At 65.1% G+C, this 21,294-nt stretch carries 14 protein-coding genes; 8 read left to right on the forward strand and 6 right to left on the reverse strand.

All coding sequences use genetic code 11. The features are described 5' to 3' along the window. Window positions 1-45: 45 nt before the first annotated feature. From gltB to ASG63_RS14090, 5 genes are all read left to right on the forward strand, one after another. Window positions 46-4,761, forward strand: a complete 4,716-nt coding sequence (gene gltB, locus ASG63_RS14070) for a glutamate synthase large subunit (protein ID WP_056217338.1) — start codon at window positions 46-48, stop codon at window positions 4,759-4,761. Window positions 4,762-4,957: 196 nt separating this feature from the next. Beyond that, on the forward strand, window positions 4,958-6,388 hold the full coding sequence (locus ASG63_RS14075; RefSeq protein ID WP_056217340.1) for a glutamate synthase subunit beta: 1,431 nt from the start codon (window positions 4,958-4,960) through the stop codon (window positions 6,386-6,388). Between the two features lie 115 nt (window positions 6,389-6,503). Beyond that, a complete protein-coding gene (locus ASG63_RS14080) occupies window positions 6,504-8,807 on the forward strand; it encodes an FdhF/YdeP family oxidoreductase (protein ID WP_056217470.1) in 2,304 nt (767 codons plus the stop codon). A gap of 65 nt (window positions 8,808-8,872) precedes the next feature. Next, the gene (locus ASG63_RS14085; protein WP_056217342.1) at window positions 8,873-9,178 is read left to right on the forward strand and encodes an RNA polymerase sigma factor region1.1 domain-containing protein; all 306 of its coding nucleotides are present in this window, start codon (window positions 8,873-8,875) and stop codon (window positions 9,176-9,178) included. A gap of 182 nt (window positions 9,179-9,360) precedes the next feature. Beyond that, entirely contained in the window at window positions 9,361-10,743 is a 1,383-nt protein-coding gene (locus ASG63_RS14090; protein WP_056217344.1) for a class II 3-deoxy-7-phosphoheptulonate synthase, read from the forward strand. A gap of 58 nt (window positions 10,744-10,801) precedes the next feature. Here the strand turns inward: ASG63_RS14090 and ASG63_RS14095 are convergent, their stop codons facing one another. Then, window positions 10,802-11,815: an HD-GYP domain-containing protein gene (locus ASG63_RS14095; protein WP_338011816.1), complete on the reverse strand. Its 1,014-nt coding sequence runs from the start codon at window positions 11,813-11,815 to the stop codon at window positions 10,802-10,804. A 1,047-nt stretch (window positions 11,816-12,862) separates the two neighbouring features. Here ASG63_RS14095 and ASG63_RS14100 point away from each other — a divergent pair. From ASG63_RS14100 to ASG63_RS14110, 3 genes are read left to right on the forward strand one after another with little or no spacing between them, the layout of a single operon-like run. Beyond that, on the forward strand, window positions 12,863-13,945 hold the full coding sequence (locus ASG63_RS14100) for a glycosyltransferase family 4 protein (protein WP_056217476.1): 1,083 nt from the start codon (window positions 12,863-12,865) through the stop codon (window positions 13,943-13,945). Further along, entirely contained in the window at window positions 13,938-15,050 is a 1,113-nt protein-coding gene (locus ASG63_RS14105) for a glycosyltransferase (RefSeq protein ID WP_056217349.1), read from the forward strand. The genes ASG63_RS14100 and ASG63_RS14105 overlap by 8 nt, the downstream gene beginning before the upstream one ends. Then, window positions 15,047-16,108, forward strand: a complete 1,062-nt coding sequence (locus tag ASG63_RS14110) for a glycosyltransferase (RefSeq protein ID WP_056217352.1) — start codon at window positions 15,047-15,049, stop codon at window positions 16,106-16,108. Before ASG63_RS14105 ends, ASG63_RS14110 begins: the two co-directional genes overlap by 4 nt. A gap of 12 nt (window positions 16,109-16,120) precedes the next feature. Here ASG63_RS14110 and ASG63_RS14115 read toward each other — a convergent pair whose 3' ends face one another. From ASG63_RS14115 to ASG63_RS14135, 5 genes are all read right to left on the reverse strand, one after another. Next, window positions 16,121-16,972 (reverse strand): glycosyltransferase family 2 protein, encoded by an 852-nt coding sequence (locus tag ASG63_RS14115; protein ID WP_056217483.1) that lies wholly within the window; start codon window positions 16,970-16,972, stop codon window positions 16,121-16,123. Beyond that, window positions 16,972-17,718, reverse strand: coding sequence for a PIG-L deacetylase family protein (locus tag ASG63_RS14120; RefSeq protein WP_056217354.1), 747 nt, complete (start codon window positions 17,716-17,718; stop codon window positions 16,972-16,974). The genes ASG63_RS14115 and ASG63_RS14120 overlap by 1 nt, the downstream gene beginning before the upstream one ends. Window positions 17,719-17,810: 92 nt before the next feature. After that, complete coding sequence (locus tag ASG63_RS14125) at window positions 17,811-18,704, reverse strand: polysaccharide deacetylase family protein (protein WP_056217358.1); 894 nt, start codon at window positions 18,702-18,704, stop codon at window positions 17,811-17,813. 31 nt (window positions 18,705-18,735) lie between these two features. Further along, the gene (locus ASG63_RS14130; protein ID WP_056217488.1) at window positions 18,736-20,229 is read right to left on the reverse strand and encodes an amidase; all 1,494 of its coding nucleotides are present in this window, start codon (window positions 20,227-20,229) and stop codon (window positions 18,736-18,738) included. Window positions 20,230-20,268: 39 nt separating this feature from the next. Beyond that, entirely contained in the window at window positions 20,269-21,288 is a 1,020-nt protein-coding gene (locus ASG63_RS14135; protein ID WP_056217491.1) for an ABC transporter ATP-binding protein, read from the reverse strand. Window positions 21,289-21,294 lie beyond the last annotated feature (6 nt).

The raw sequence follows: 21,294 nt of genomic DNA on the forward strand, positions 1-21,294 counted from the left end.
CTGGGCATGAAACATGCTCGCTTGCGGGCAGGTCGGAGGCGAGAGATGGTGGACGTGGTCGCATCTTCTGAGTTCGGGGCGCTGCAGGCGTCGGTTCCCGCCACCCGCGACGGGACCGCGCCGCTGATCGTGCGCGACCGGGCTCTGCCGAAAGCTCAGGGGCTTTACGACCCGGCTCGCGAGAGCGACGCCTGCGGCGTGGGCTTCGTCGCCGACATGCACGACCGGCGGACGCATGCCATCGTCCAGCAAGGCCTCCAAATCCTGAAGAACCTTGATCATCGGGGTGCCGTAGGCGCCGATCCGAAGATGGGCGACGGGTGCGGTATACTGGTTCAGATTCCGCACGCATTCTTCAAGGCTGAGTGCGAGGCACTCGGTATCACCCTACCCGAGCCCGGACATTACGGGGTCGGCCAGTTCTTCATGCCGAAGGATTCCGAGGCCCGTCGCCTCGTCGAGGAGATCGTCGAGAAGGCCCTGGCCGATGAGGGACTGCCCTTCCTCGGATGGCGCGATGTGCCGGTCGATCCGAGCGACCTCGGCGTGACGGTCAAGGAGACAGAGCCCTGCCACCGGCAGATCTTCATCGGCCGTCCTGCCACGGTGTCGGACGAGGACGCTTTCGAGCGTCGACTGTTCACCGCTCGCAAGGTGATTTCGAACAAGGTCTATGGCCTGAAGGACGAGCGTGCGAGCACCTACTATCCCGTGTCCCTCTCGACCCGTACCATCGTCTACAAGGGCATGGTTCTGGTCGATCAGCTCGGCGAATACTATCGCGACCTGCAGGACGAGCGCTTCGTTTCTGGCCTCGCTCTGGTGCACCAGCGGTTCGCCACCAACACATTTCCGACTTGGCGCCTGTCGCACCCCTACCGGATGGTCGCCCATAACGGCGAGATCAACACACTGCGCGGCAACGTCAATTGGATGGCGGCGCGCCAAGCGAGCGTCGATTCGGAGCTGTTCGGCAACGACATCTCGAAGCTCTGGCCGATCTCCTATGAGGGCCAGTCCGACACCGCGTGTTTCGACAACGCTCTCGAATTCCTCGTCCAGGGTGGGTATTCGCTGGCCCACGCGATGATGATGCTCATCCCGGAAGCCTGGGCCGGCAATCCGCTGATGAGCGAGGAACGCCGTGCATTCTACGAGTATCACGCCGCCCTGATGGAGCCGTGGGACGGTCCGGCTGCCGTCTGCTTCACCGATGGCCGCCAGATCGGCGCGACCCTCGATCGCAATGGCCTTCGACCCGCGCGCTACCTCGTCACCGACGACGGCCTCGTGGTGCTAGCGTCTGAGATGGGCGTGCTCCCGATCCCGGATGAGAAGATCGTCGAATCCTGGCGCCTGCAGCCCGGGCGGATGCTACTCATCGACCTGGAGAAGGGCCGCATCGTCTCCGATGAGGAGATCAAGAGCGAGCTCGCCGCCGCGCATCCCTACGCCGAGTGGGTCAAGAACACCCAAATCGTCCTTGAGGACCTGAAGCCCGTGATCCCGCGGGCTTCGCGTTCGGACGTGTCGCTCCTCGATCGCCAGCAGGCCTTCGGCTACAGCCAGGAAGACCTCAAGCTTCTCATGGCGCCCATGGCTGTCACCGGCCAGGAGGCCGTCGGCTCCATGGGCACCGACACGCCGCTCTCGGCGCTGTCCGACAAGCCGAAGTCGCTCTACTCCTATTTTAAGCAGAACTTCGCGCAGGTGACGAACCCGCCGATCGACCCGATCCGCGAGGAAGCGGTGATGAGCCTCGTCTCGTTCATCGGCCCGCGCCCGAACCTGCTCGACATGGAGGGCGCCTCCCGCAAGAAGCGCCTTGAGGTTCGCCAGCCGATCCTGACCAACGGCGACCTCGAGAAGATCCGCTCGATTTCCCATTTCGAGGACCGGTTCGACACCAAGACCCTGGACATGACCTTCCCGGCCGAAACCGGTGCGGCGGCCATGGAGGGCGCGGTCGATCGCCTGTGCGATCGGGCCGAGGTCGCGGTGCGCGGCGGCTACAACATCATCATCCTGTCGGACCGGGGCGTCGGGCCGGATCGCATCGCGATTCCGGCACTCCTCGCGACTGCCGCCGTGCACAATTACTTGATCCGCAAGGGACTGCGTACTTCCGTCGGCCTCGTGGTCGAGTCGGGGGAGCCACGCGAGGTACATCACTTCGCTTGCCTCGCCGGTTACGGCGCCGAGGCGATCAACCCCTATCTAGCCTTCGAGACGTTGATCGCGATGAAGGACGAGTTCCCGCCGGACCTGACGCCGGACGAGATCGTCTACCGCTACATCAAGTCGATCGATAAGGGCCTGCTCAAGGTCATGTCCAAGATGGGCATCTCGACCTATCAGTCCTATTGCGGTGCGCAGATCTTTGACGCGATCGGTCTGAATTCCGCTTTCGTCGAGCGGGACTTCTTCGGAACCGCGACGACGATCGAGGGCATCGGTATGGCCGAGGTTGCACAGGAGACCGCGCGGCGTCACGCCGATGCTTTCGGCGACTCCCCGATCTATCGGACTGCCCTCGATGTCGGTGGTGAATACGCCTATCGCCTGCGCGGTGAGAGCCACACCTGGACGCCCGATTCGGTCGCGACGCTGCAGCATGCCGTGCGCCTCGGCCTGCCGGAGCGCTACCGGGAATATGCGCGGCTGGTGAACGAGCAGGAGAACCATCTTAAGACGATCCGCGGGCTGTTCCGCATCAAGCAGGCGGCCGAGATCGGCCGGGCGCCGGTCGACATCGATAAGGTCGAGCCCGCGGCCGATATCGTCAAGCGCTTCGCGACAGGCGCCATGTCCTACGGCTCGATCTCGAAGGAGGCGCATGAGACACTGGCAATCGCGGTGAACTCGTTCGGCGGACGCTCGAATTCGGGCGAGGGCGGCGAGGAGGTCGAGCGCTTCAAGCCGATGGCGGACGGGCGCTCGCGCCGCTCGGCCATCAAGCAGGTCGCTTCCGGGCGCTTTGGCGTCACGACGGAATATCTCGTCAATTCCGACATGATGCAGATCAAGGTTGCACAGGGTGCCAAGCCGGGCGAGGGCGGCCAGCTGCCCGGCCACAAGGTCGATGCCAAGATTGCCAAGGTCCGCTACGCCACCCCCGGCGTCGGCCTGATCTCGCCGCCTCCGCATCACGACATCTATTCGATCGAGGATCTGGCGCAGTTGATCTTCGACCTGAAGAATGTGAATCCCGAGGCCGACGTCTCGGTGAAGCTCGTCTCCGAGGTCGGCGTCGGAACAGTCGCGACCGGCGTCGCCAAGGCGCGCGCCGATCACATCACGATCTCGGGCTTCGACGGCGGCACTGGTGCGGCCCCGCTGACCTCAATCAAGCACGCGGGCGGCCCCTGGGAAACGGGTCTGGCCGAGACCCAGCAGACCCTGGTGCTGAGCCACTTGCGCGGGCGCGTCGTCCTTCAGGCCGACGGTGGCATCCGCACGGGCCGCGACGTGTTGGTCGCGGCCCTGCTCGGGGCCGACCAGTTCGGCTTCTCGACCGCGCCGCTGATCGCGGCCGGCTGCATCATGATGCGGAAGTGCCATCTGAACACCTGCCCGGTGGGCGTGGCAACGCAGGATCCCGTTCTGCGCAAGCGCTTCAAGGGTACGCCCGAACACGTGATCAACTACTTCTTCTTCGTGGCCGAGGAGTTGCGGGAGTTGATGGCGTCCATGGGCTTCACCAAGATCGAGGACCTTATCGGACGGGCCGACCTCCTCGACACGCTGGAGGTGATCAATCACTGGAAGGCGCGCGGTCTCGACTTCTCGAAGCTGTTCCACCGCCCGGAAGTGCCCGAGCACGTCGCGATCCGGCACACGGAGAAGCAGAAGCATCCGATCGATACGGTGCTCGACCGACGCCTGATCGCCGGCGCGCAATCGGCCCTTGACGGCGGAGAGCCTGTAGTGGTGCGGGAGGAGATCAAGAACTCGGATCGTACGGCCGGCGCCATGCTTTCCGGAGTCGTGGCCAAGCGGTACGGCCACGAGGGTCTGCCCGACGACACCATCCGGTTGGAGCTGTCCGGAACGGCCGGCCAGAGCTTCGGCGCCTGGCTTGCGGCGGGTGTCACGTTGGTACTCACCGGCCACGCCAACGATTACGTTGGCAAGGGCCTGTCCGGTGGCAAGCTGATCATCCGCCCCTCCGACGCCCTGCGGGCGCCGGGCTCGCACACCATCATGGCCGGCAACACGGTCCTTTACGGGGCGATCGCGGGCGAGGCCTACATTCGCGGTTCGGCCGGTGAGCGCTTCGCCGTCCGCAATTCGGGCGCCATCGCGGTGGTCGAGGGCATGGGCGACCACGGCTGCGAGTACATGACCGGCGGCGTGGTGGTGTCGATCGGCGAAACCGGACGCAACTTCGCGGCGGGCATGTCGGGTGGCATTGCCTACGTCCTTGACGAGGACGGCTCGTTCTCGGCCCGTTGCAACCTGTCTATGGTCGATCTCGAACCCGTCGAGGAGGAGGACGACCTCATGCGTCGATTCCACCAGGACGGCGACCTGGAAACGAAGGGCCGTGTCGACATCCTGGCCGATATGTCGGGCCACGACGAGGAACGCCTGTCTCAACTCATCACCAATCACCTGAAGTACACGGGCTCCCCGCGTGCCAAGGCGATCCTCGATGATTGGGCCGGCTACCGCACCAAGTTCGTCAAGGTGATGCCGGTGGAGTACCGGCGAGCCCTGCGCGAAATGGAAATGGCGCGGATGCCGGTGGCGGCCGAGTAGGCGCTGCACGACCGAAATTTTATTGAGACGGTTCCCAGTTCGTGACGAACTGGGAACCGCACGGGTCAGCACCTTGAGATGGCTGACGCATGAGGCGGGGCGGTGAGAGGCCGATCTGCCGGGTGAAAGCGGAATAGGCCGTCGAGGCCGCCTTCCGCGCGACGGATCAGACAGACTCGCGAAAGACGGTCAGACGATGGGCAAGGTCACGGGTTTCCTCGAATTCGACCGGCAGGAGCAGAAGTATCAGCTCGCCGCCGATCGCGTGCGCCACTTCCGCGAGTTCACGCTGCCGCTCGACGAGCACGATCTCAAGAAGCAGGCGGCTCGTTGCATGGATTGCGGCATCCCGTTCTGCCACGGGCCGACGGGTTGCCCGGTTCATAATCAGATCCCGGACTGGAACGAGCTCGTCTACCAGTCCGACTGGGAAGAAGCGGCACGCAACCTCCATTCAACCAACAACTTTCCAGAATTTACCGGCAGGATCTGCCCAGCGCCCTGCGAGGAGGCGTGCACGCTGAACCTCGAGAATCAGCCGGTGGCGATCAAGACCATCGAGCAGGCGATCGCGGACCGTGCCTGGAACAACGGATGGGTCAAGCCTGAGCCCGCCGATCATCAGACCGGAAAGAAAGTCGCGATCATCGGCTCCGGCCCTGCAGGGCTCGCAGCTGCGCAGCAACTCGCCCGTGTCGGGCACGAGGTCCACGTCTTCGAGCGCGAGCCCAAGGCCGGTGGCCTGCTCCGCTACGGCATCCCCGACTTCAAGATGGAGAAGCGCCACATCGACCGGCGCGTGAAGCAGATGGAGGGTGAGGGCGTTCACTTCCATTACGGCGTCAATGTTGGAATTAACAAGCAGCTCGATGAACTCACCGCCGAATTCGACGCAGTGCTGTTCGCCGCTGGTGCCGAGGACCCGCGTAATCCGCAATTGCCCGGCCAGGATTTGGAGGGCGTCCACTACGCCATGCCATTCCTGGTGCAGTCCAACCGCCGCGTCGGTGCCGAGCCGATGCCGGGGAACGGTGAGGCTCCCATCCTCGCCACCGCCAAGAACGTCGTCGTCATCGGTGGTGGCGACACCGCTTCGGATTGCGTTGGCACCTCGTTCCGTCAGGGTGCCTTGTCGGTGACGCAGCTCGATATCCGGCCTCGCCCACCGGAGCGCGAGGACAAGCTCTCGGTCTGGCCGTACTGGCCGACCAAGATGCGGACCTCTTCCAGCCAGGCCGAGGGCGCCGAGCGCGAGTTCCAGGCCGCGACGCTCCGGCTGGAGGGCAAGAAGGGCAAGCTCACCGGCGTCGTCTGCACCCGCGTCGATGAGAAGCGTCAGCCGATCCCGGGCGGTGAGTTCACGCTACCCGCTGACCTCGTGTTCCTGGCGATCGGCTTTGCCGGCTCGGTCCGGAAGGGCCTGCTGGAAGAGTCCGGCGTCGCCATGGACAAGCGTGGCAACGTGACGGCGAACGAACTCGACTACCGGACGTCGAACGAGAAGATCTACACAGCGGGCGATATGCGCCGCGGTCAGTCCCTCGTGGTCTGGGCCATCCGCGAGGGGCGTCAGGCGGCGCGTTCCATCGACGAGGCTCTGATGGGCGCGAGCATCCTGCCGCGCTGAAGATGATGCCGGACTGGATTGCGACGTCTCGCCGTCGCAGTCCGGAACACGCCGGGTCTACGCATCATTGCTGTCCTGACACCCAAGATGTCGGGATACGCGCATGACCGAACCGATGGCCGAACCCAAGATCGAACCGTATGACGGGCCTGCGGGAGGCTGGGGTTCTGCGGGCTCCCTCGTGGAGATCCTGACGCGGGAACAGATCCCAGTCTCCGGCGCGGCGCTGCTGATGAAGCAGAACAAGCCGGACGGCTTCATGTGCGTCTCGTGTGCCTGGTCGAAGCCGGCCAAGCCCAACACCTTCGAGTACTGTGAGAACGGGGCAAAGGCCACGGTCTGGGAGCAGACTGCCAAGCGGATCGGACCCGACTTCTTCCAGCGCCACACCGTGAAGGAACTGCTGAGCTGGACGGACTACGCCCTCGAGGAGAAGGGACGCCTGACCCATCCGCTCCGCTATGACCCCGGCAGCGACCGGTACGTGACGGTGTCGTGGGAAGAGGCTTTCGCGGAGATCGGACGCGAGCTGCGCGCCCTCGATCCGAACGCCGCGGTCTACTACACCTCTGGCCGCGCTTCGCTAGAGACCTCATACATGTACGCGCTGATGGCGCGGATGCATGGCACCAACAACCTGCCCGACTCTTCGAATATGTGCCATGAGCCGACCTCGGTCGGACTCAAATCATCGATCGGATCTCCTGTCGGGACCACGATCCTGGAAGATTTCGAATCGACCGATCTGATCCTGTTCTTTGGACAGAACGTCGGTTCGAATGCCCCCCGCATGCTCCACCCTCTCCAAGAGGCACGAAAGCGGCGCGTTCCGATCGTCACATTTAACCCACTGCGGGAGCGCGGCCTGGAGCGCTTCACGAACCCGCAATCGCCGACCGAGATGCTGACGCGCAGCTCCACCGAAATCTCGACGCAGTACCATCAGGTGAGGGCGGGCGGAGACCTCGCGGCGATCACCGGCATGTGCAAGGTCTTGATTGCCGCCGACCGCGAGGCGATGGAGGTCGGCCGCCCGCGTATCCTCGACGTCGATTTCATCGCTGAGCACACCCACGGCTTCCGGGAGTTCGTCGCATTCTGCGATTCGCAGTCATGGGCGGACATCGAGACGCGCTCAGGGCTCGCCCGCGAGGCGCTGGAGGCGGCGGCGACGGTCTATGGGCGGGCCCGTTCGGTCGTTGCGGTCTACGGCATGGGCCTGACCCAGCACCGCCGTGGGACCGAGGGCGTACAGATGCTCGTGAATCTCATGCTTCTGCGCGGCAATGTCGGTCGCCCCGGGGCCGGGCTCTGTCCGGTCCGTGGGCATTCCAACGTCCAGGGTCAGCGCACCGTCGGCATCACGGAGAAGCCGGAGCTGGCACCCCTCGACAAACTCAAGGAACTCTACGACTTCGAGCCGCCGCGGGAAAAGGGTTGCAACACCGTCGAGGCCTGCGAGGGTATCGTTGCCGGTGAGGTGAAGGCCTTCATCGGTCTTGGCGGCAACTTCATCCGCGCCGTGCCCGATACCGTCCGGATGGAGAAAGCTTGGCGCGCGCTGCGCCTGTCGGTGCAGATCTCGACCAAACTGAATCGCTCGCATCTGGTTCATGGTGCCGTGTCCTACATCTTGCCCTGCCTCGGCCGGATCGAGGTCGACGAGCAGGCCAGCGGCCCACAGGCGGTCTCGATGGAGGATTCGACCTCCTGCTTCCACGGATCCCGCGGACAAACCAAGCCGGTCAGCGATCAGGTGCGCTCCGAGCCGTGGATCGTTGCTGAGATGGCGAAGGCATTGCTGCCGCCGAACCCGAGGGTTGATTGGGACGGTTGGGTCGGTGACTACGCCAGGGTTCGGGATGCGATCGAAGCGACCTATCCAGATGTCTTCCACGACCTGAATGGCCGGATGTTTCAGCCCGGAGGTCTCCACAAGCCCGTCGCGGCGCGTGATCGCAAGTGGGAGACCGAAACCGGCAAGGCCAACTTCACCGTTCCGGGCGGCCTGGAGGCCGACCCTGACATGCGCAGCAACCGCCGCGAGGTGCTCGATCTGATCACCCTTCGCTCGAACGATCAGTTCAACACGACGATCTACGGCTATGACGACCGCTTCCGTGGTGTGAAGGGCACTCGGATGGTGCTGTTCATGAACGACAAAGACATCGAGCGCCTCGGACTCGCCGACGGCGAAATGGTGGATCTTTCGGCTGACGCCGATGATGAGTTCCTGCGCGAGGTCAACGGCCTGCGGGTGATCAAGTACGGCATCCCGGAGGGTAACGTCGGTGGCTATTACCCGGAGCTCAACGCCCTCATTCCACTCTGGCACTACGACCAGCAGGCGAAAACGCCGGCCGCGAAGGCGATCCCGGTGCGGATTCGGAAAGGGGCGCCGATCGCCGTCGCGGATTGACGCAAAGTTGACTTTCCGCCGCTGGTCCCCTCGACGACCGGCGCCACAGACCCATAATCGACGGCATGGACCGCTCCAACGACGCCCATGACCGCCGCCAGACTATCATCGACCGGATGCTCGCCCAGGCGTTGGATCCGGCTTCGAATGAGCGGAGCCCGAGTCATGACGGACTACCAAAGGATATGCGGGCAGTGGTCGATGTGCTCCTGGCCAAGGCCGAGGCACTGCGCCAGCGTCGCCTGACCTATGCCGACTTGGAGGCTGCGTTACCGCCGCGGGATGTCACGGCGGAAGAAGTGGAAGCGATCTTCGGGATCCTGTCCGAGCACGGAATCGCCATCGAAGACGACGATTCGGGTGGAGACTGATTGGACGTGATTTAAACCGAAATCGGCGATTGCTCTTTTTAATCCAGACTCGCGCGCGTTGGGTGAATAGCAGCTACGGCTCGGCATCTCTCGCCTCTGCCGAAGAACCGCTTTATAAGCCGCGCTTCTCCGCGGGGCCCTCCGCCGCGCGGAGCCGACCGAAAGGCGGAACGGAGACGATTATGGCCGAGCGTTGGACACCGAAGACCTGGCGAAACCTGCCGATCCAACAGGTACCTGCCTATCCGGATGCCACCGCCCTGGAATCGGTCGAGTCACAGCTCGCAAGCTTCCCCCCCCTGGTCTTTGCAGGTGAGGCGCGGAAGCTTAAGTCGGCCTTGGCTCGAGTCTCGACTGGCGAGGCGTTCCTGCTCCAAGGGGGAGATTGCGCCGAGAGCTTCGACGAGCATTCGGCCGATAACATCCGCGACTTCTTCCGGGTATTCCTGCAGATGGCTCTCGTACTCACCTTCGCGGGCGGCTCGCCCGTGGTGAAGGTGGGGCGGATCGCCGGTCAATTCGCGAAGCCTCGTTCCTCACCGAATGAGACGATGAACGGCGTGACCCTGCCGAGCTACCGTGGCGACATCGTCAATGGTCTGACTTTCACGGAGGAGGCCCGCGTGCCCGACCCGCGCCGTCAGCTCGAAGCGTATCGCCAATCGGCGGCAACGCTCAACCTGTTGCGTGCCTTCGCGACTGGTGGCTATGCCAATTTAGAGAACTCGCACCGGTGGATGCTCGGCTTCGTGAAGGATTCTCCGCAATCCTCGCGCTACGCCGATTGCGCTGAGCGGATGACCGAGACCCTCGACTTCATGCGGGCCATCGGCATCAATCCGGAGACGCACCAAGAGGTTCGCACCACGGATTTCTACACCAGCCACGAAGCCTTGCTCCTGGGCTACGAAGAGGCACTTACCCGTGTCGATTCGACGAGCGGCGACTGGTACGCCACGTCAGGCCACATGCTCTGGATCGGTGACCGGACCCGGCAGCCGGATCACGCGCACATTGAATATGCGCGCGGCATTAAGAATCCGATCGGCCTCAAGTGTGGTCCGTCGATGACGGCCGAGGGTTTGCTCCAACTCGTGGATCAGCTGAACCCGGCCAACGAGGCTGGGCGCCTGACGCTGATCTGTCGCTTCGGAGCAGATAAGGTCGGAGACCACCTTCCCGGCCTAATCCGGGCTATCGCGCGCGAGGGCCGCAAGGTGGTTTGGGTCTGCGATCCGATGCATGGCAACACCATTTCGGCCGGAGGTTTCAAGACGCGTCCATTCGAACGGGTGATGCAGGAAATCGAGGGCTTTTTCGGCGTCCACCGTGCCGAAGGGACCATCGCTGGCGGCATCCACCTCGAGATGACTGGCAAGGATGTGACCGAGTGTACCGGCGGCGCCCGTGCGTTGACGGCTGAAGACCTGAGCGATCGCTATCACACCTACTGCGATCCACGCCTGAACGCCGAGCAGGCCTTGGAAGTGGCGTTCCTCACCGCGGAACTCGTGAAGCGAGAACGCTCGGCGATCGAACGTCCTCGCCTCGACGCTGCCGAGTAGCGCTCCGCTCACCGGGCGACGTCGGAAGAGCCTTGCAGCTCGTTCCGACGTTGCGTTCTCAGGATTGGGAACCCGGGTCCAGCATCGCGTTCCCAAAATGCTGCACCAGGCTCGTCTCGAGTTTTCCCGTCATCCCTGAGAGGATCGCCAGTGCGTCTCGCGGCGGCATCGGCTTCTTATAAGAGCGGCGCTCCGTCAGAGCTGCGTAAATGTCGCAGATGGTCAGCAATCGGACGGTGTCGCTGATCTCCGATCCCACAAGACCATCCGGATAGCCGGATCCGTCCAGCATCTCATGATGATGGCGGACGGCGCCGAGGGTAGCCGCGTCACACCCGCTCTCGCGTAGGATGTCGTAACCGATCACCGGATGGCGGCGCATGATAACCATCTCGTCGGCATCGAGGCGCCCGGGCTTGTTCAGAATCTCCAGCGGGATTTGCGCCTTGCCGACATCGTGCAGAAGGGCGGCCCGCACGAAATGTTCGCGATCCTCGGTGCGAAAGCCGAGATGCAACACGAACTGAGCCGCAACACCGGCAACGAGGAGACAGTGCTGGTACGTGGCATCGTCATGCGTCCAGACGGTCTCCAGCCAACGTGTTAGGCCGCCTTCCTTCACTGCAGCGAGGATTGGATCCAGCCCGGCATCGACCTGCGCCAGAGAGATTGGGCCGCCCCCACGGACGCCGTCGAAAAGGCCGCTCAGAATTTCCTTGGCGCGTGACACATTCTGAACGACAGGCTGTATGCAGAGATCCGGCTCCGCTGTCTTCATCTCCGCCTGAAGTGCCTGCACGACGAGGTGCGGCGCAGTATAAGCGGGAAAGCAGATCGTTGCGCCGAGGTTGCGAGCCTGACGCAGATCGGTGTCGGTTGTCGATCGAAGGAGACAGATGACCGGTATATCGGTCGCCTTGCCGTGGTGCAGAAAACTACGGAGACGGCTCACCGACTCGCGTCGGCTCAAGGTCAGATCGGATACGATTGCGCGCGGCTGGACGTTCGACGGATGATCGTTGCCCGCAGCGATGACCTCGCAAGGTCCGATCGTTCTGATGAGTTTTTCCAAGGCCGTGCTCCGATCTGGACGATCAGTGAGCAGGTAAATGGCTCCTTGCGCCATGACGTGCGGGCTTCCTCCAGCGACCTTGATTGCGTATCCCGATGGCGAATGGGATATTAGTGATATAGTTTGCCTTCGAGAGGCTTCTTTTTGCTGATCGTGTATTCGACAGATTTTTAAACACGATATCAATGTTGGTTGGGTCAGTGCAATCTGTGACACCCGCGCCGGAAATGCTCCGCACTTGTAAATTGTCATATGATACGATTTAACGACAATAGCACGGTACGATAATGATCCGTAAGTGTTCTCAAGCCGTAAATTGCTGACGAGAAACGATGCGGGGACAGGTCAATTCGATAGTCGAGCAGCGCGGAGGGCGTGAGCGGAGGCTTAACAACCTTAGGTTCGATAAGCATACTTTCGCATAGCGTTTTTTCAGGCGTCATTATTTCATTGAGTCGTCGTTAAGCTATTTTCTCAGTTTCAAGGGTTATCAATATTTATTTCTATATTGTGTTATGAAACATTTAATCGCAAATCTCAATCGTGCTAAATTGATTAAAACTCTGTCTTTGAAAATTTAGATTTTTAATTTCAATATGATCCAAGTATTTGTATCGAAAATTATATATTTTATAATTTCAAATATACTTATAAGCTTTCATTTTATTGGTAGTTATATGCGAATGCTCACGCAATTCCAACGGACGGAATTTAATCTATACATCGAAGGATCTTGCACGCGCATCGACGGTCTATGTTCCTCGCCTGGGCTCAGATGACGCACTATTGGCGCCTTTATTTATAAGGAGCGGCCGAACGGGCCGCACAGGAAGCGACACAGTCCCCAAAAATCCGGTCATTGGATCTGCTGCCGCCCGTCCTGTAACGTGGTGGTGCACCAAATACGAATCTCCCCGGTTGTTCACGCTACGTTGTGGTTCGTCATGGCCATGTATCCCGAGCTCGCATCCCCGTGGTGCGGGAATCTACGGCGTGGATGATGCCAATCCGACGCTTCGGCTCCTCGAACATCGTGTCCTGCATCCTGTGAAGATCGCCATCATCGCGCATCTGAAATTCCCGATCGCACAGCCGTTCTCGGGAGGGTTGGAGATGCACACGCATCTACTTGCGTCAGCACTCCAGGCCCGTGGCCACGATGTCACGCTCTACGCTTCGGAAGGGTCGCGGGGCGATTTCCAGCTGGTTGCCATCTGCCCTCCCACCGGATGCGCGTTCGATGACGTTTCGGAGGCGCGGATCGATGCCGCGGAACATTCTGCCTATGCCAGGATCATGGATGCGGTCGTGTCCGGCGGGTACGATCTCGTCCACAACAACAGCCTCCACTTCCTCCCCCTGCTTCGCGCCGGTGAACTTGCCGTTCCGATGGTGACGGCCCTGCATACGCCGCCCTTCGAGCCTTTCGTCCGTGGCGTACGGGCACGGGCGCGGGATATGACTTTCGCGGCCGTCTCTCCGTCTCTCGCTCGAGAATGGCATGACCTGATCGGCAATCCGCAAGTCATCGGCAATGGCATCGATCTCACGGCTTTTGCCTATGCCGCGAAGCCGGCGGGCGAACCGCACGCGATTTGGATGGGTCGGCTCGTTCCCGAGAAGGGGCCGCATCTGGCCATCGATGCGGCACGCGCCGCCGGCCTGCCCCTGAAGTTTGCTGGGCCACGCTCCAATCCGGCCTATTGGGACAATGAAATTGCTCCCCGCTTGGGCGACGACGTGACCTACCTCGGGCATCTCGGACACGACGCGCTCGCGGCTCAGGTCGCGAAAGCCCATGTGGCTCTCTGTACGCCGCGGTGGGAAGAGCCGTTCGGGCTTGTGCTCGCCGAATTCTTGGCCTGCGGGACACCCGTGGCCGCCTTCCGGCGTGGCGCGATCCCGGACATCCTCGATGACTCCTGCGGGGTCCTGGCCGCGGCGGACGATGTCGCCGATCTCGGTCGGGCTGTGACGCAGGCCATCACTCTCTCCCGAGCCAATTGCCGCCGTCGGGCGGAGCAATTGTTCGATGCCGACACCATGACCGACCAGTACGAGGCCCTCTACGCACTCGAGCTCCAGCGAGTGGCCAGCACTGCGATCACTGCCCGTGCCAGCAATGCCTGAGCAGGATCTTTCCCTCGGGCGCGCTGTCGTTTGTGTGCCTGCCCGGAACGAGGCGAATGCGCTGCCGCGTCTGATACGATCTCTCGATCGGCAGTACGGCACCGGGGATGGCGCGCGTCTGCGCGTCGTGGTTCTCGCCAACAACTGCAACGATGACACCGTTGCGATGTTGCACGGACTGGAACGAAACGCCGAGATTCCGCACCTCGCCCTACGGATTCTCGAGGCGACGATTGCGTCACCCCATGCCCATGTCGGCACCGCGCGGCGTCGTGCCCTCGATGCCGGCGCTGCTTGGTTGGAGCAGGAAGGCGTGACCGAAGGCGTCCTCCTCAGTACCGACGCGGACGCGGTTGCGCCCGCGGACTGGGTGACAGCAAATCTGCGAGCCTTGCGAAACGCCGAGGTCGTGGGTGGACGCCTCGTACTTCACGGCGAGACGCCGGCTGCCGACCCCCGTCTTGCCGCGCTCCATGCGCGGATCGAAGAATACTGGGTGGCTGTGCGGCACCTCGAGGAGGTCTTCGACCCGCCCGCCCACGATCCAGCCCCCCGCCATGGCGATCATGTCGCCGCCAGCCTTGCCCTGCGCGCCGACCTCTATCGTCGCGTGGGTGGGTTGCCGATGCTCCCCTGCGGCGAAGACAATGCCCTGGTTGCGCGGGTGCGCTGGCATGGCGGGCGCGTCCGGCATTGCCCCGGGGTATCGATCGCAGTCTCCGATCGGAGAACCGGCCGGGTGACGGGCGGAATGGCGACCGAGATGCTCCGCCGAACCCGTGTCGTGCAGGGGCTTGAAACCTATAGCCTTCCCTCGGCGGCTCACTGGCGCGCTCTGATCGCGCGACGCCATAGGCTGGCGCGATGCTTCACGGACCCCGCCGGGACCGCCGCGGCCCTGCGCGCCCTCGGTATGACCGAAGCCGATCTTGCCACCATCGATTGGGAGACCTGCCCGAACGGAATCGCACTGGTCGAGCGGATCGAGGCGCGCCTGGGGGAGGGCATCCCCGAGGCGGTCCCGGTTCCTCTCGATGACGCCCTGGCAGGCCTTCAAGCGATGCTGGTCGGGTCACAACCCGGCCGTGCCGCACAGGTCGCATGAGCCGGCGTCCTGTCGGCTACTACGTTCACCACCAGGGCGCCGGTCATTGGCAGCGTGCCTGCTTGATCGCGCGGGCGCTCGATCGCCCAATGACGCTGATCGGAACGTTCTCCGATCTCGACACCGCCACCGCAGCGGAATCGTTCCTCGATCTGCCCGACGATCGGGTTGGCCGCGAGTTCGACGGGAGGGACGGATCGGCCGAGCGGCCGCATGGCCTGCATTACGCGCCCGTCGGTGCCGACAACGTCCGCGCACGAATGGGCCGGCTCGCAGCGTGGATCGCCTCCGCAGATCCTGCGCTGGTCGTCGTTGACGTGTCCGTGGAAATTGCGCTGTTCGCACGCCTGATGTCCGCGCCGACCTTGGTCGTCCGGCTCGCCGGCACGCGCACGGATACCCCGCATCTCGAGGCCTTCCGCAGCGCTGAGCGTCTGCTCGCGTTCTTCCCGCCGGAACTCGACTCGGCCGAGATGCCGGAATGGGTTCGCGCCAAGACGTTCTACGCCGGATTGCTCTCCGGTGAGCCTGCATCGAACCGAGTGACGAATGCGGATGGATCGATCCTCGTCATCTATGGGCGCGGCGGGACCGGCGGTCGGCGCGCGGATCTCGCTGCGGCCGCGACGGCCGTACCGGATCGGCATTGGCACGTTCTCGGCCCCGTCGACGGGGCGGGGCTGCCTATGCCGGCAAACCTGCACCTGCACGGTTGGGTCGCCGATCCGGCCACCTACATCGCCCGAGCGGACCTGGTGGTCGGCGGCGGCGGCGACGGAGTTGTCTCGGCGGTCTCGGCGGCGGGAAAGCGCTTCATCTGCCTTCCCGAACCGCGCGCTTTCGACGAGCAGATCGAGAAGGCCCGCGCCCTCGCCGCGATGGGCGCGGCACTGCATTGCGCGTTCTGGCCCGAGCCTGCGGCGTGGCCGGAGATCATCGCGGCCGCGGAACGGCTCGATCCGCGGGTGATCGGCGGCCTGTGGCGTCCGGGCGTGATCGACCGCACCGGTGCCTTCATCGGCGACCTCGCGGATCGCCTCGACGCTCGGCGCCGTTAGGCGCCGAGCCCGTCAGAAGGGACGGCCCGCGGGAAGCCGCGTGGCGGCGATCTCGTCGGCGCCGGGTTGGCGCAGAACGACGAGGTCGTCGCGCCACTGCGTGTCGATGAGTCCGCGCTCGGCGAAGGCATCGAGCCATCCGTCCATCGGCCAGAGGCCGTGTCGCGCCCGAAAGCGCTGCGCGTTCCGAACGATGTCGGCGAAGTGCTGAAGCGGCGGATCACAGGCGACGTGGTGCTGGTGAAAGGCTTGCCCGCCTGCGCTGAACAGCACCGGTATCCCGAGGGCATCGGCGCGGAAGGCGAGGTCGGTATCCTCCGCGCCGTAGCCGTCGAAGCCCTCGTCGAAGCCGCCGAGGCGGTCGAAGGTGGTGGCCCTGACGCCGAAAGCGAGCGACCAGAACAATCCGGGGTTGTCACTGCGCGCCAATCCCTGTTCGGGAAAGCGGCGGACGGGATGGGGATGTCCTGCGGCCCGAAGCCCGGCTTCGGTCCAGCCGTCCGTGACGGCTCCGGCCGGTAAGTATCGGATTTCGCAGCAGATGAGGCCTTCGGCCTCCGCCAGATCGGCGCTGAGGCGCGGTACAAGATCGGCCGAGGGAATGCAGTCCACATCGAGAAAGACCAGCCGTCCGGTCTCGGCCGCGCGACGTCCGGCATTTCGGGCGCGGGCCAGCGGCAGACCGGGGCTTCCGAGGACGATGCGGCGGATCGGGAAGCCGTAATCCGGTAGGGGGGCGGGCTCGGCACCCATTTCGACGACGACGCAGGCCTGCGGATGCGGAGCCCGCGCGACGCCCTCGAGCAGGCGGGCGAGATGAGCGTCGCGACCCTTGTTCAGGGTGATGAGGGTGGTGTCGGCGATCACGGGGTGGGCGCGTCCATGGCGACGAAGATCTCGTAGGGGCCGGTGAAGCGATCGACCATGGCCGGCTCCAGGCGAAAGCCCGTCGGGTCGTCGGAGATGAGGTCGGTGGTTTGGGAGCGGTGGGCGCCGATCGCGGCGGTCTTCGCGGCGCGGTGGGCACCGATGTCGAGGCGCAGGCCGGCCGGGGCGGGGCCGACCTCGGTACCCTCGGGCAGGGTCCAACCCCAGACGGGATAAGCGAAAATTCGGATCGGGCCGAGATGGGCCTGCGCGAGGCGGACGATGGCGGCGGCGGCCTGGTGGTCGCAGTGGGGATCGTGGCCCCAGGTGACGCAGACGGCTCCAGCATCGGCCTCATGGGCGATGGCGGCGATCCGGGCGGCGGCGGTCTCGGCGGTTGGGCCGGCGCTCGGGACGCCGGCATCGGGCAGGCGGAGGAAGGTCACGGCCTCCGGCGGGACGCCCAGTATACCAACGGCGTATACCGTCTCCGTTTCGCGCAGGTCACGCAGTTTTGCCGGCGGATAGAGTGTCGAGTGCGTGTGCGAGCCACAGCCGTCACTGACGATGACGACGCGGACCTCGCGACCCCGCGCCCGGGCCTCGGCCATGAGGCCGCCGCAGCCGAGGCTCTCGTCGTCGGGGTGAGGCGCCACCACGACGACGCCCTTGCCGCCGGTCAGGGCGTCGAGGTCGGCGACCGGCAGGCGTTCGGCGGCGGCGAGGAAAGCGTCGGCATGCATGAGTGGACTCGGGGCAGGCGTCGGGGACGCGAGCGGCCTGTCTAAACGGTCCAGTCTGATCGATGTCTGAACGGTCGGCCGACGCCGACCCGCTACCGGGCGGTACCGCTCTCCGCCGCGAAGGCCGCGATGCCGCCGGCAGTGGTGAGCCAGATCTCATCGCGGCGGGCGGCGATATGGGCGAGGGCGCGGCGCAGGGGGCGGAGGCGATGCGGCTGGCCGACGATGTAGGGATGCAGCGCGATGCCCATGACCAGGGGGGCGGTGCGCGCCTGCTCCAGCATCTCGTCGAAGGCCTCCACGATGGCGTCGGCGAATTGCTGGCCGGTTTCCTTGCGGGCGACGATGGCGGGGATGTCGTTGAGTTCCTGGGGGTAGGGCACCGCCAGGATGCGGCCGCCGTCGCGGGTGGAAAACCAGGTGGGCTGGTCGTCGTGGCACCAGTCGAGGAGGTAGCTGTAGCCCGCTTCCGCCAGGAGGTCCGGCGTCCGATGGCTCTGCGAGATCCAGGGCCCGAGCCAGCCCTTCGGCGGCTTGCCTTCCTGGGCGGTCAGGACAGCGGTGGCCTCGGCGATGAGGTCGCGCTCCTCGGCCTCCTCCCGGTCGCCCTGGCGCTCGGCGTTGGTGCGTCCGTGGCCGACGATCTCGTCGCCGCGCGCCCGGAAGGCTTCGATCAGGCCGGGACAATCGGCGTAGAGGCGGCTGTTGACGAGGACGCTCGCGGGCATCTCCAGCGCGTCGAGGGTGTCCTTGATCCGCCAGGCGCCGACGCGGTTGCCCCAGTCGCGCCAGGCGTAGTTGAGCACGTCCGGCTGTGGACCGCCGGGGGCCAGTTCCGCGCCGAGGCCCCGGCCGAAATCGAAGCCCTCGAGGTTGAGCGCGAGATAGACCGCGAGGCGCTTGCCCCCGGGCCAGTCGTAGACCGGCCGGTCGGGCAGGGCGCTGTAGGCGTAGCGGCCGTGATGCGGCGCGGGCGTGTCGGTCATCGGGGGTCTCGAAGGAGGAGCGCGAAGGAAATCAGGAGGGATTCAGCAGCGCGGGCCTGCGCCGGGTCACCCATCGGGTCTCGGCATCGTAGGCGGCCCCGAGCTGGAGGCAGGCGCGCTCGCCGTTGTTGGGGCCGACGATCTGGATGCCGGAGGGGCGCCCGGCGGGGTCGAAGCCGGCCGGCACGTTGAGGGCGGGCAGGCCGCTCATGGTGACGGGGATCGTCGCCTCCATCCAGCGATGGTAGGTGTCCATGGTCCGGCCGCCGACGGACTTGGGCCAGCGCTCCTCGACGTCGAACGGGAACACCTGGGTCGAGGGCATCAGCAGGAAGTCGTAGCGCTCCTGGAACCGCCGCACGGCCTCGTACCACGCGGTGCGGCCCTCCTGCGCGGCGGTGACCTGATCGGCCGAGAGCGCCAGGCCGCGCTCGACCTCCCAGACCGCCTCCGGCTTGAGCAGCGCCCGATAGGCCGGCTCGTCGTAGAGGGGACGCAGGTTGGAGGCGGTCATCCAGGCGCGCAGGGTGAGCCAGTCACGCCAGACCTTGGCCATGTCGAAGCGCGGACGATCCCATTCGACCTTGGCGCCGAGGGACTCGAAGGCGGCGAGCGCGCTGCGGTCGAGGTCGAGCACGCCGGGCTCGAAGGGCAGGTAGCCGCCGAAATCGTCGAACCACGCGATGCGGGCGTTCGTGAAGTCCCGCTTCAGGTCCTCGGCGAAGATCGCCGGGTCCTGCGTGTTCGCGAAGGGCACCCGCGCGTCGTAGCCGGCCTGGACCGAGAGCAGCAGGCCGATGTCGGCGGGCGAGCGCCCGATGCCGCCCGAGACGCCGAGGCCGGGGGTGAAGGCGTCCTTGGTCTCGATGGGGATGCGGCCGTAGCCCGTGCGCAGGCCGAACAGGTTGTTGAAGGCGGGGGGATTGCGCAGGGAGCCGGCATGGTCGCTGCCGTCGGCGACGGGCTGCATGTGGAGCGCCACCGCCACCGCCGCGCCCCCGCTGGAGCCCCCGGAGGTCTTGGTTGGATCGTAGGCGTTGCGGGTGGCGCCGTAGACCGGGTTGAAGGTCTGCGAGCCGAGGCCGAATTCCGGCATGTTGGTCCGGCCGGTGAAGATCGCGCCGGCCCTGCGCAGACGCTTCACCATGATCGAATCGGCCGCCGCGATCCGGTCCCGGAAGATCGGCGACCCTTGCGTGAAGGGCAGGCCCTTCACCGCGTCGATGTCCTTCACCGCGTGGGGAAACCCGTGCAGCGGCCCGAGAAATTCGCCGCGCGCGGCCTGGGCATCGCGCTCCCCGGCGGCGGCGATCAGCTCCGCCCGGTCGCGCAGGGCCACGATGGCGTTGACGGTCGGGTTCACCCGGTCGATCTGGTCGAGACAGGCGGTCATGACCTCGACGCAGGAGACGCGCCGGGCGCGGATCGCGGCCGCGAGGTCGACGGCGCCGAGGCCGAGGATGTCGTCGTCCGAAGCCGTGCCGGAGGTCGGTTCGGTGGCGGCGATGGAGGGGGCTGTGCTCATGATCTGGCTCTGGAACGCGCCCGCATGGACCACCGGCTCTCAGGCCGGCAGCCGCCGCTCCTGGAAGGCGTGGCAGGCCACACCCTCGACCAGGGCCGGGACCTCGATGCGACAGCGCTCGTTCGCGAAGGGGCAGCGCGGGTTGAAGGCGCAGCCCGAGGGGGGATCGATGGGGTTCGGGATCTCGCCGGAGACGGGGATGCGCTTGCGCCCGGTGAGCCCGATATCCGGTACCGCGTCGAGCAGCATGCGCGTGTAGGGATGTTTCGGAGCACGGAAGAGTTCCCGTCCGTCTGCGATCTCGACCACGCGCCCCAGATACATCACGCCGATCCGGTTCGCCATGTGGCGCACGACGGCGAGGTTGTGGCTGATGAAGAGGTAGGTGAGTCCGAGGCGGTCCTGCAGGTCGCGCATCAGGTTGAGGATCTGGGCCTGGACCGAGACGTCGAGGGCCGAGGTCGGCTCGTCGCCCACCAGGAACTCCGCCTCGGAGGCCAGCGCCCGCGCGATGGCGATGCGCTGGCGCTGGCCGCCGGAGAATTCGTGCGGATACTTCACCCCGTCATCGGGATGCAGGCCGACGAGGCCGAGGAGGTCCCCGACGCGGCGCCCGATCGCGACCTCGCCCTGCAGCAGGTTGAAGGCCCGGATCGGCTCGGCGACGATCTTTCGGACCCGCCAGCGCGGATTCATCGAGGCGTAGGGGTCCTGGAAGATCATCTGGATGCGGCGGCGCAGGCGCCGACGGGCGGCGGCCTCGCGCGGATCGGTCATCGAGAGGCCGGTGATGCGGACGTCCCCGGCGCTCGGCGGCAGCAGGCCCACCACCATGCGGGCCACCGTCGACTTGCCCGAGCCGGATTCGCCGACGAGCGCGAAGGTCTCGCCGCGCCGGATCTCGAAGCTGACGCCGTCGACGGCGCGGAGGATCTGCCTGGGCTGGCGCTCGATGACCCGGGCGAGCCAGGGACGGGACACGTCGAAGGTGCGGCGCAGGCCCTCGATGGCGACGTAGGGGGCCTCCGGGGCGCGGGCGACCGTCCGGGGCGGAGGCATGACGGG

Source organism: Methylobacterium sp. Leaf94 (assembly GCF_001426045.1).
Classification (GTDB): Bacteria; Pseudomonadota; Alphaproteobacteria; order Rhizobiales; family Beijerinckiaceae; genus Methylobacterium.

What these genes read in the sequence shown, in the direction of transcription:
- ASG63_RS14110 (WP_056217352.1), top strand. Translation starts at nt 15,047, where the DNA reads ATGAGCCGGCGTCCTGTCGGCTACTACGTTCACCACCAGGGCGCCGGT.
- ASG63_RS14080 (WP_056217470.1), top strand. Translation starts at nt 6,504, where the DNA reads ATGGCCGAACCCAAGATCGAACCGTATGACGGGCCTGCGGGAGGCTGG.
- ASG63_RS14125 (WP_056217358.1), bottom strand. Translation starts at nt 18,704, where the DNA reads ATGACCGACACGCCCGCGCCGCATCACGGCCGCTACGCCTACAGCGCC.
- ASG63_RS14130 (WP_056217488.1), bottom strand. Translation starts at nt 20,229, where the DNA reads ATGAGCACAGCCCCCTCCATCGCCGCCACCGAACCGACCTCCGGCACG.
- ASG63_RS14085 (WP_056217342.1), top strand. Translation starts at nt 8,873, where the DNA reads ATGGACCGCTCCAACGACGCCCATGACCGCCGCCAGACTATCATCGAC.
- ASG63_RS14090 (WP_056217344.1), top strand. Translation starts at nt 9,361, where the DNA reads ATGGCCGAGCGTTGGACACCGAAGACCTGGCGAAACCTGCCGATCCAA.
- ASG63_RS14120 (WP_056217354.1), bottom strand. Translation starts at nt 17,718, where the DNA reads ATGCATGCCGACGCTTTCCTCGCCGCCGCCGAACGCCTGCCGGTCGCC.
- ASG63_RS14105 (WP_056217349.1), top strand. Translation starts at nt 13,938, where the DNA reads ATGCCTGAGCAGGATCTTTCCCTCGGGCGCGCTGTCGTTTGTGTGCCT.
- gltB (WP_056217338.1), top strand. Translation starts at nt 46, where the DNA reads ATGGTGGACGTGGTCGCATCTTCTGAGTTCGGGGCGCTGCAGGCGTCG.
- ASG63_RS14075 (WP_056217340.1), top strand. Translation starts at nt 4,958, where the DNA reads ATGGGCAAGGTCACGGGTTTCCTCGAATTCGACCGGCAGGAGCAGAAG.
- ASG63_RS14135 (WP_056217491.1), bottom strand. Translation starts at nt 21,288, where the DNA reads ATGCCTCCGCCCCGGACGGTCGCCCGCGCCCCGGAGGCCCCCTACGTC.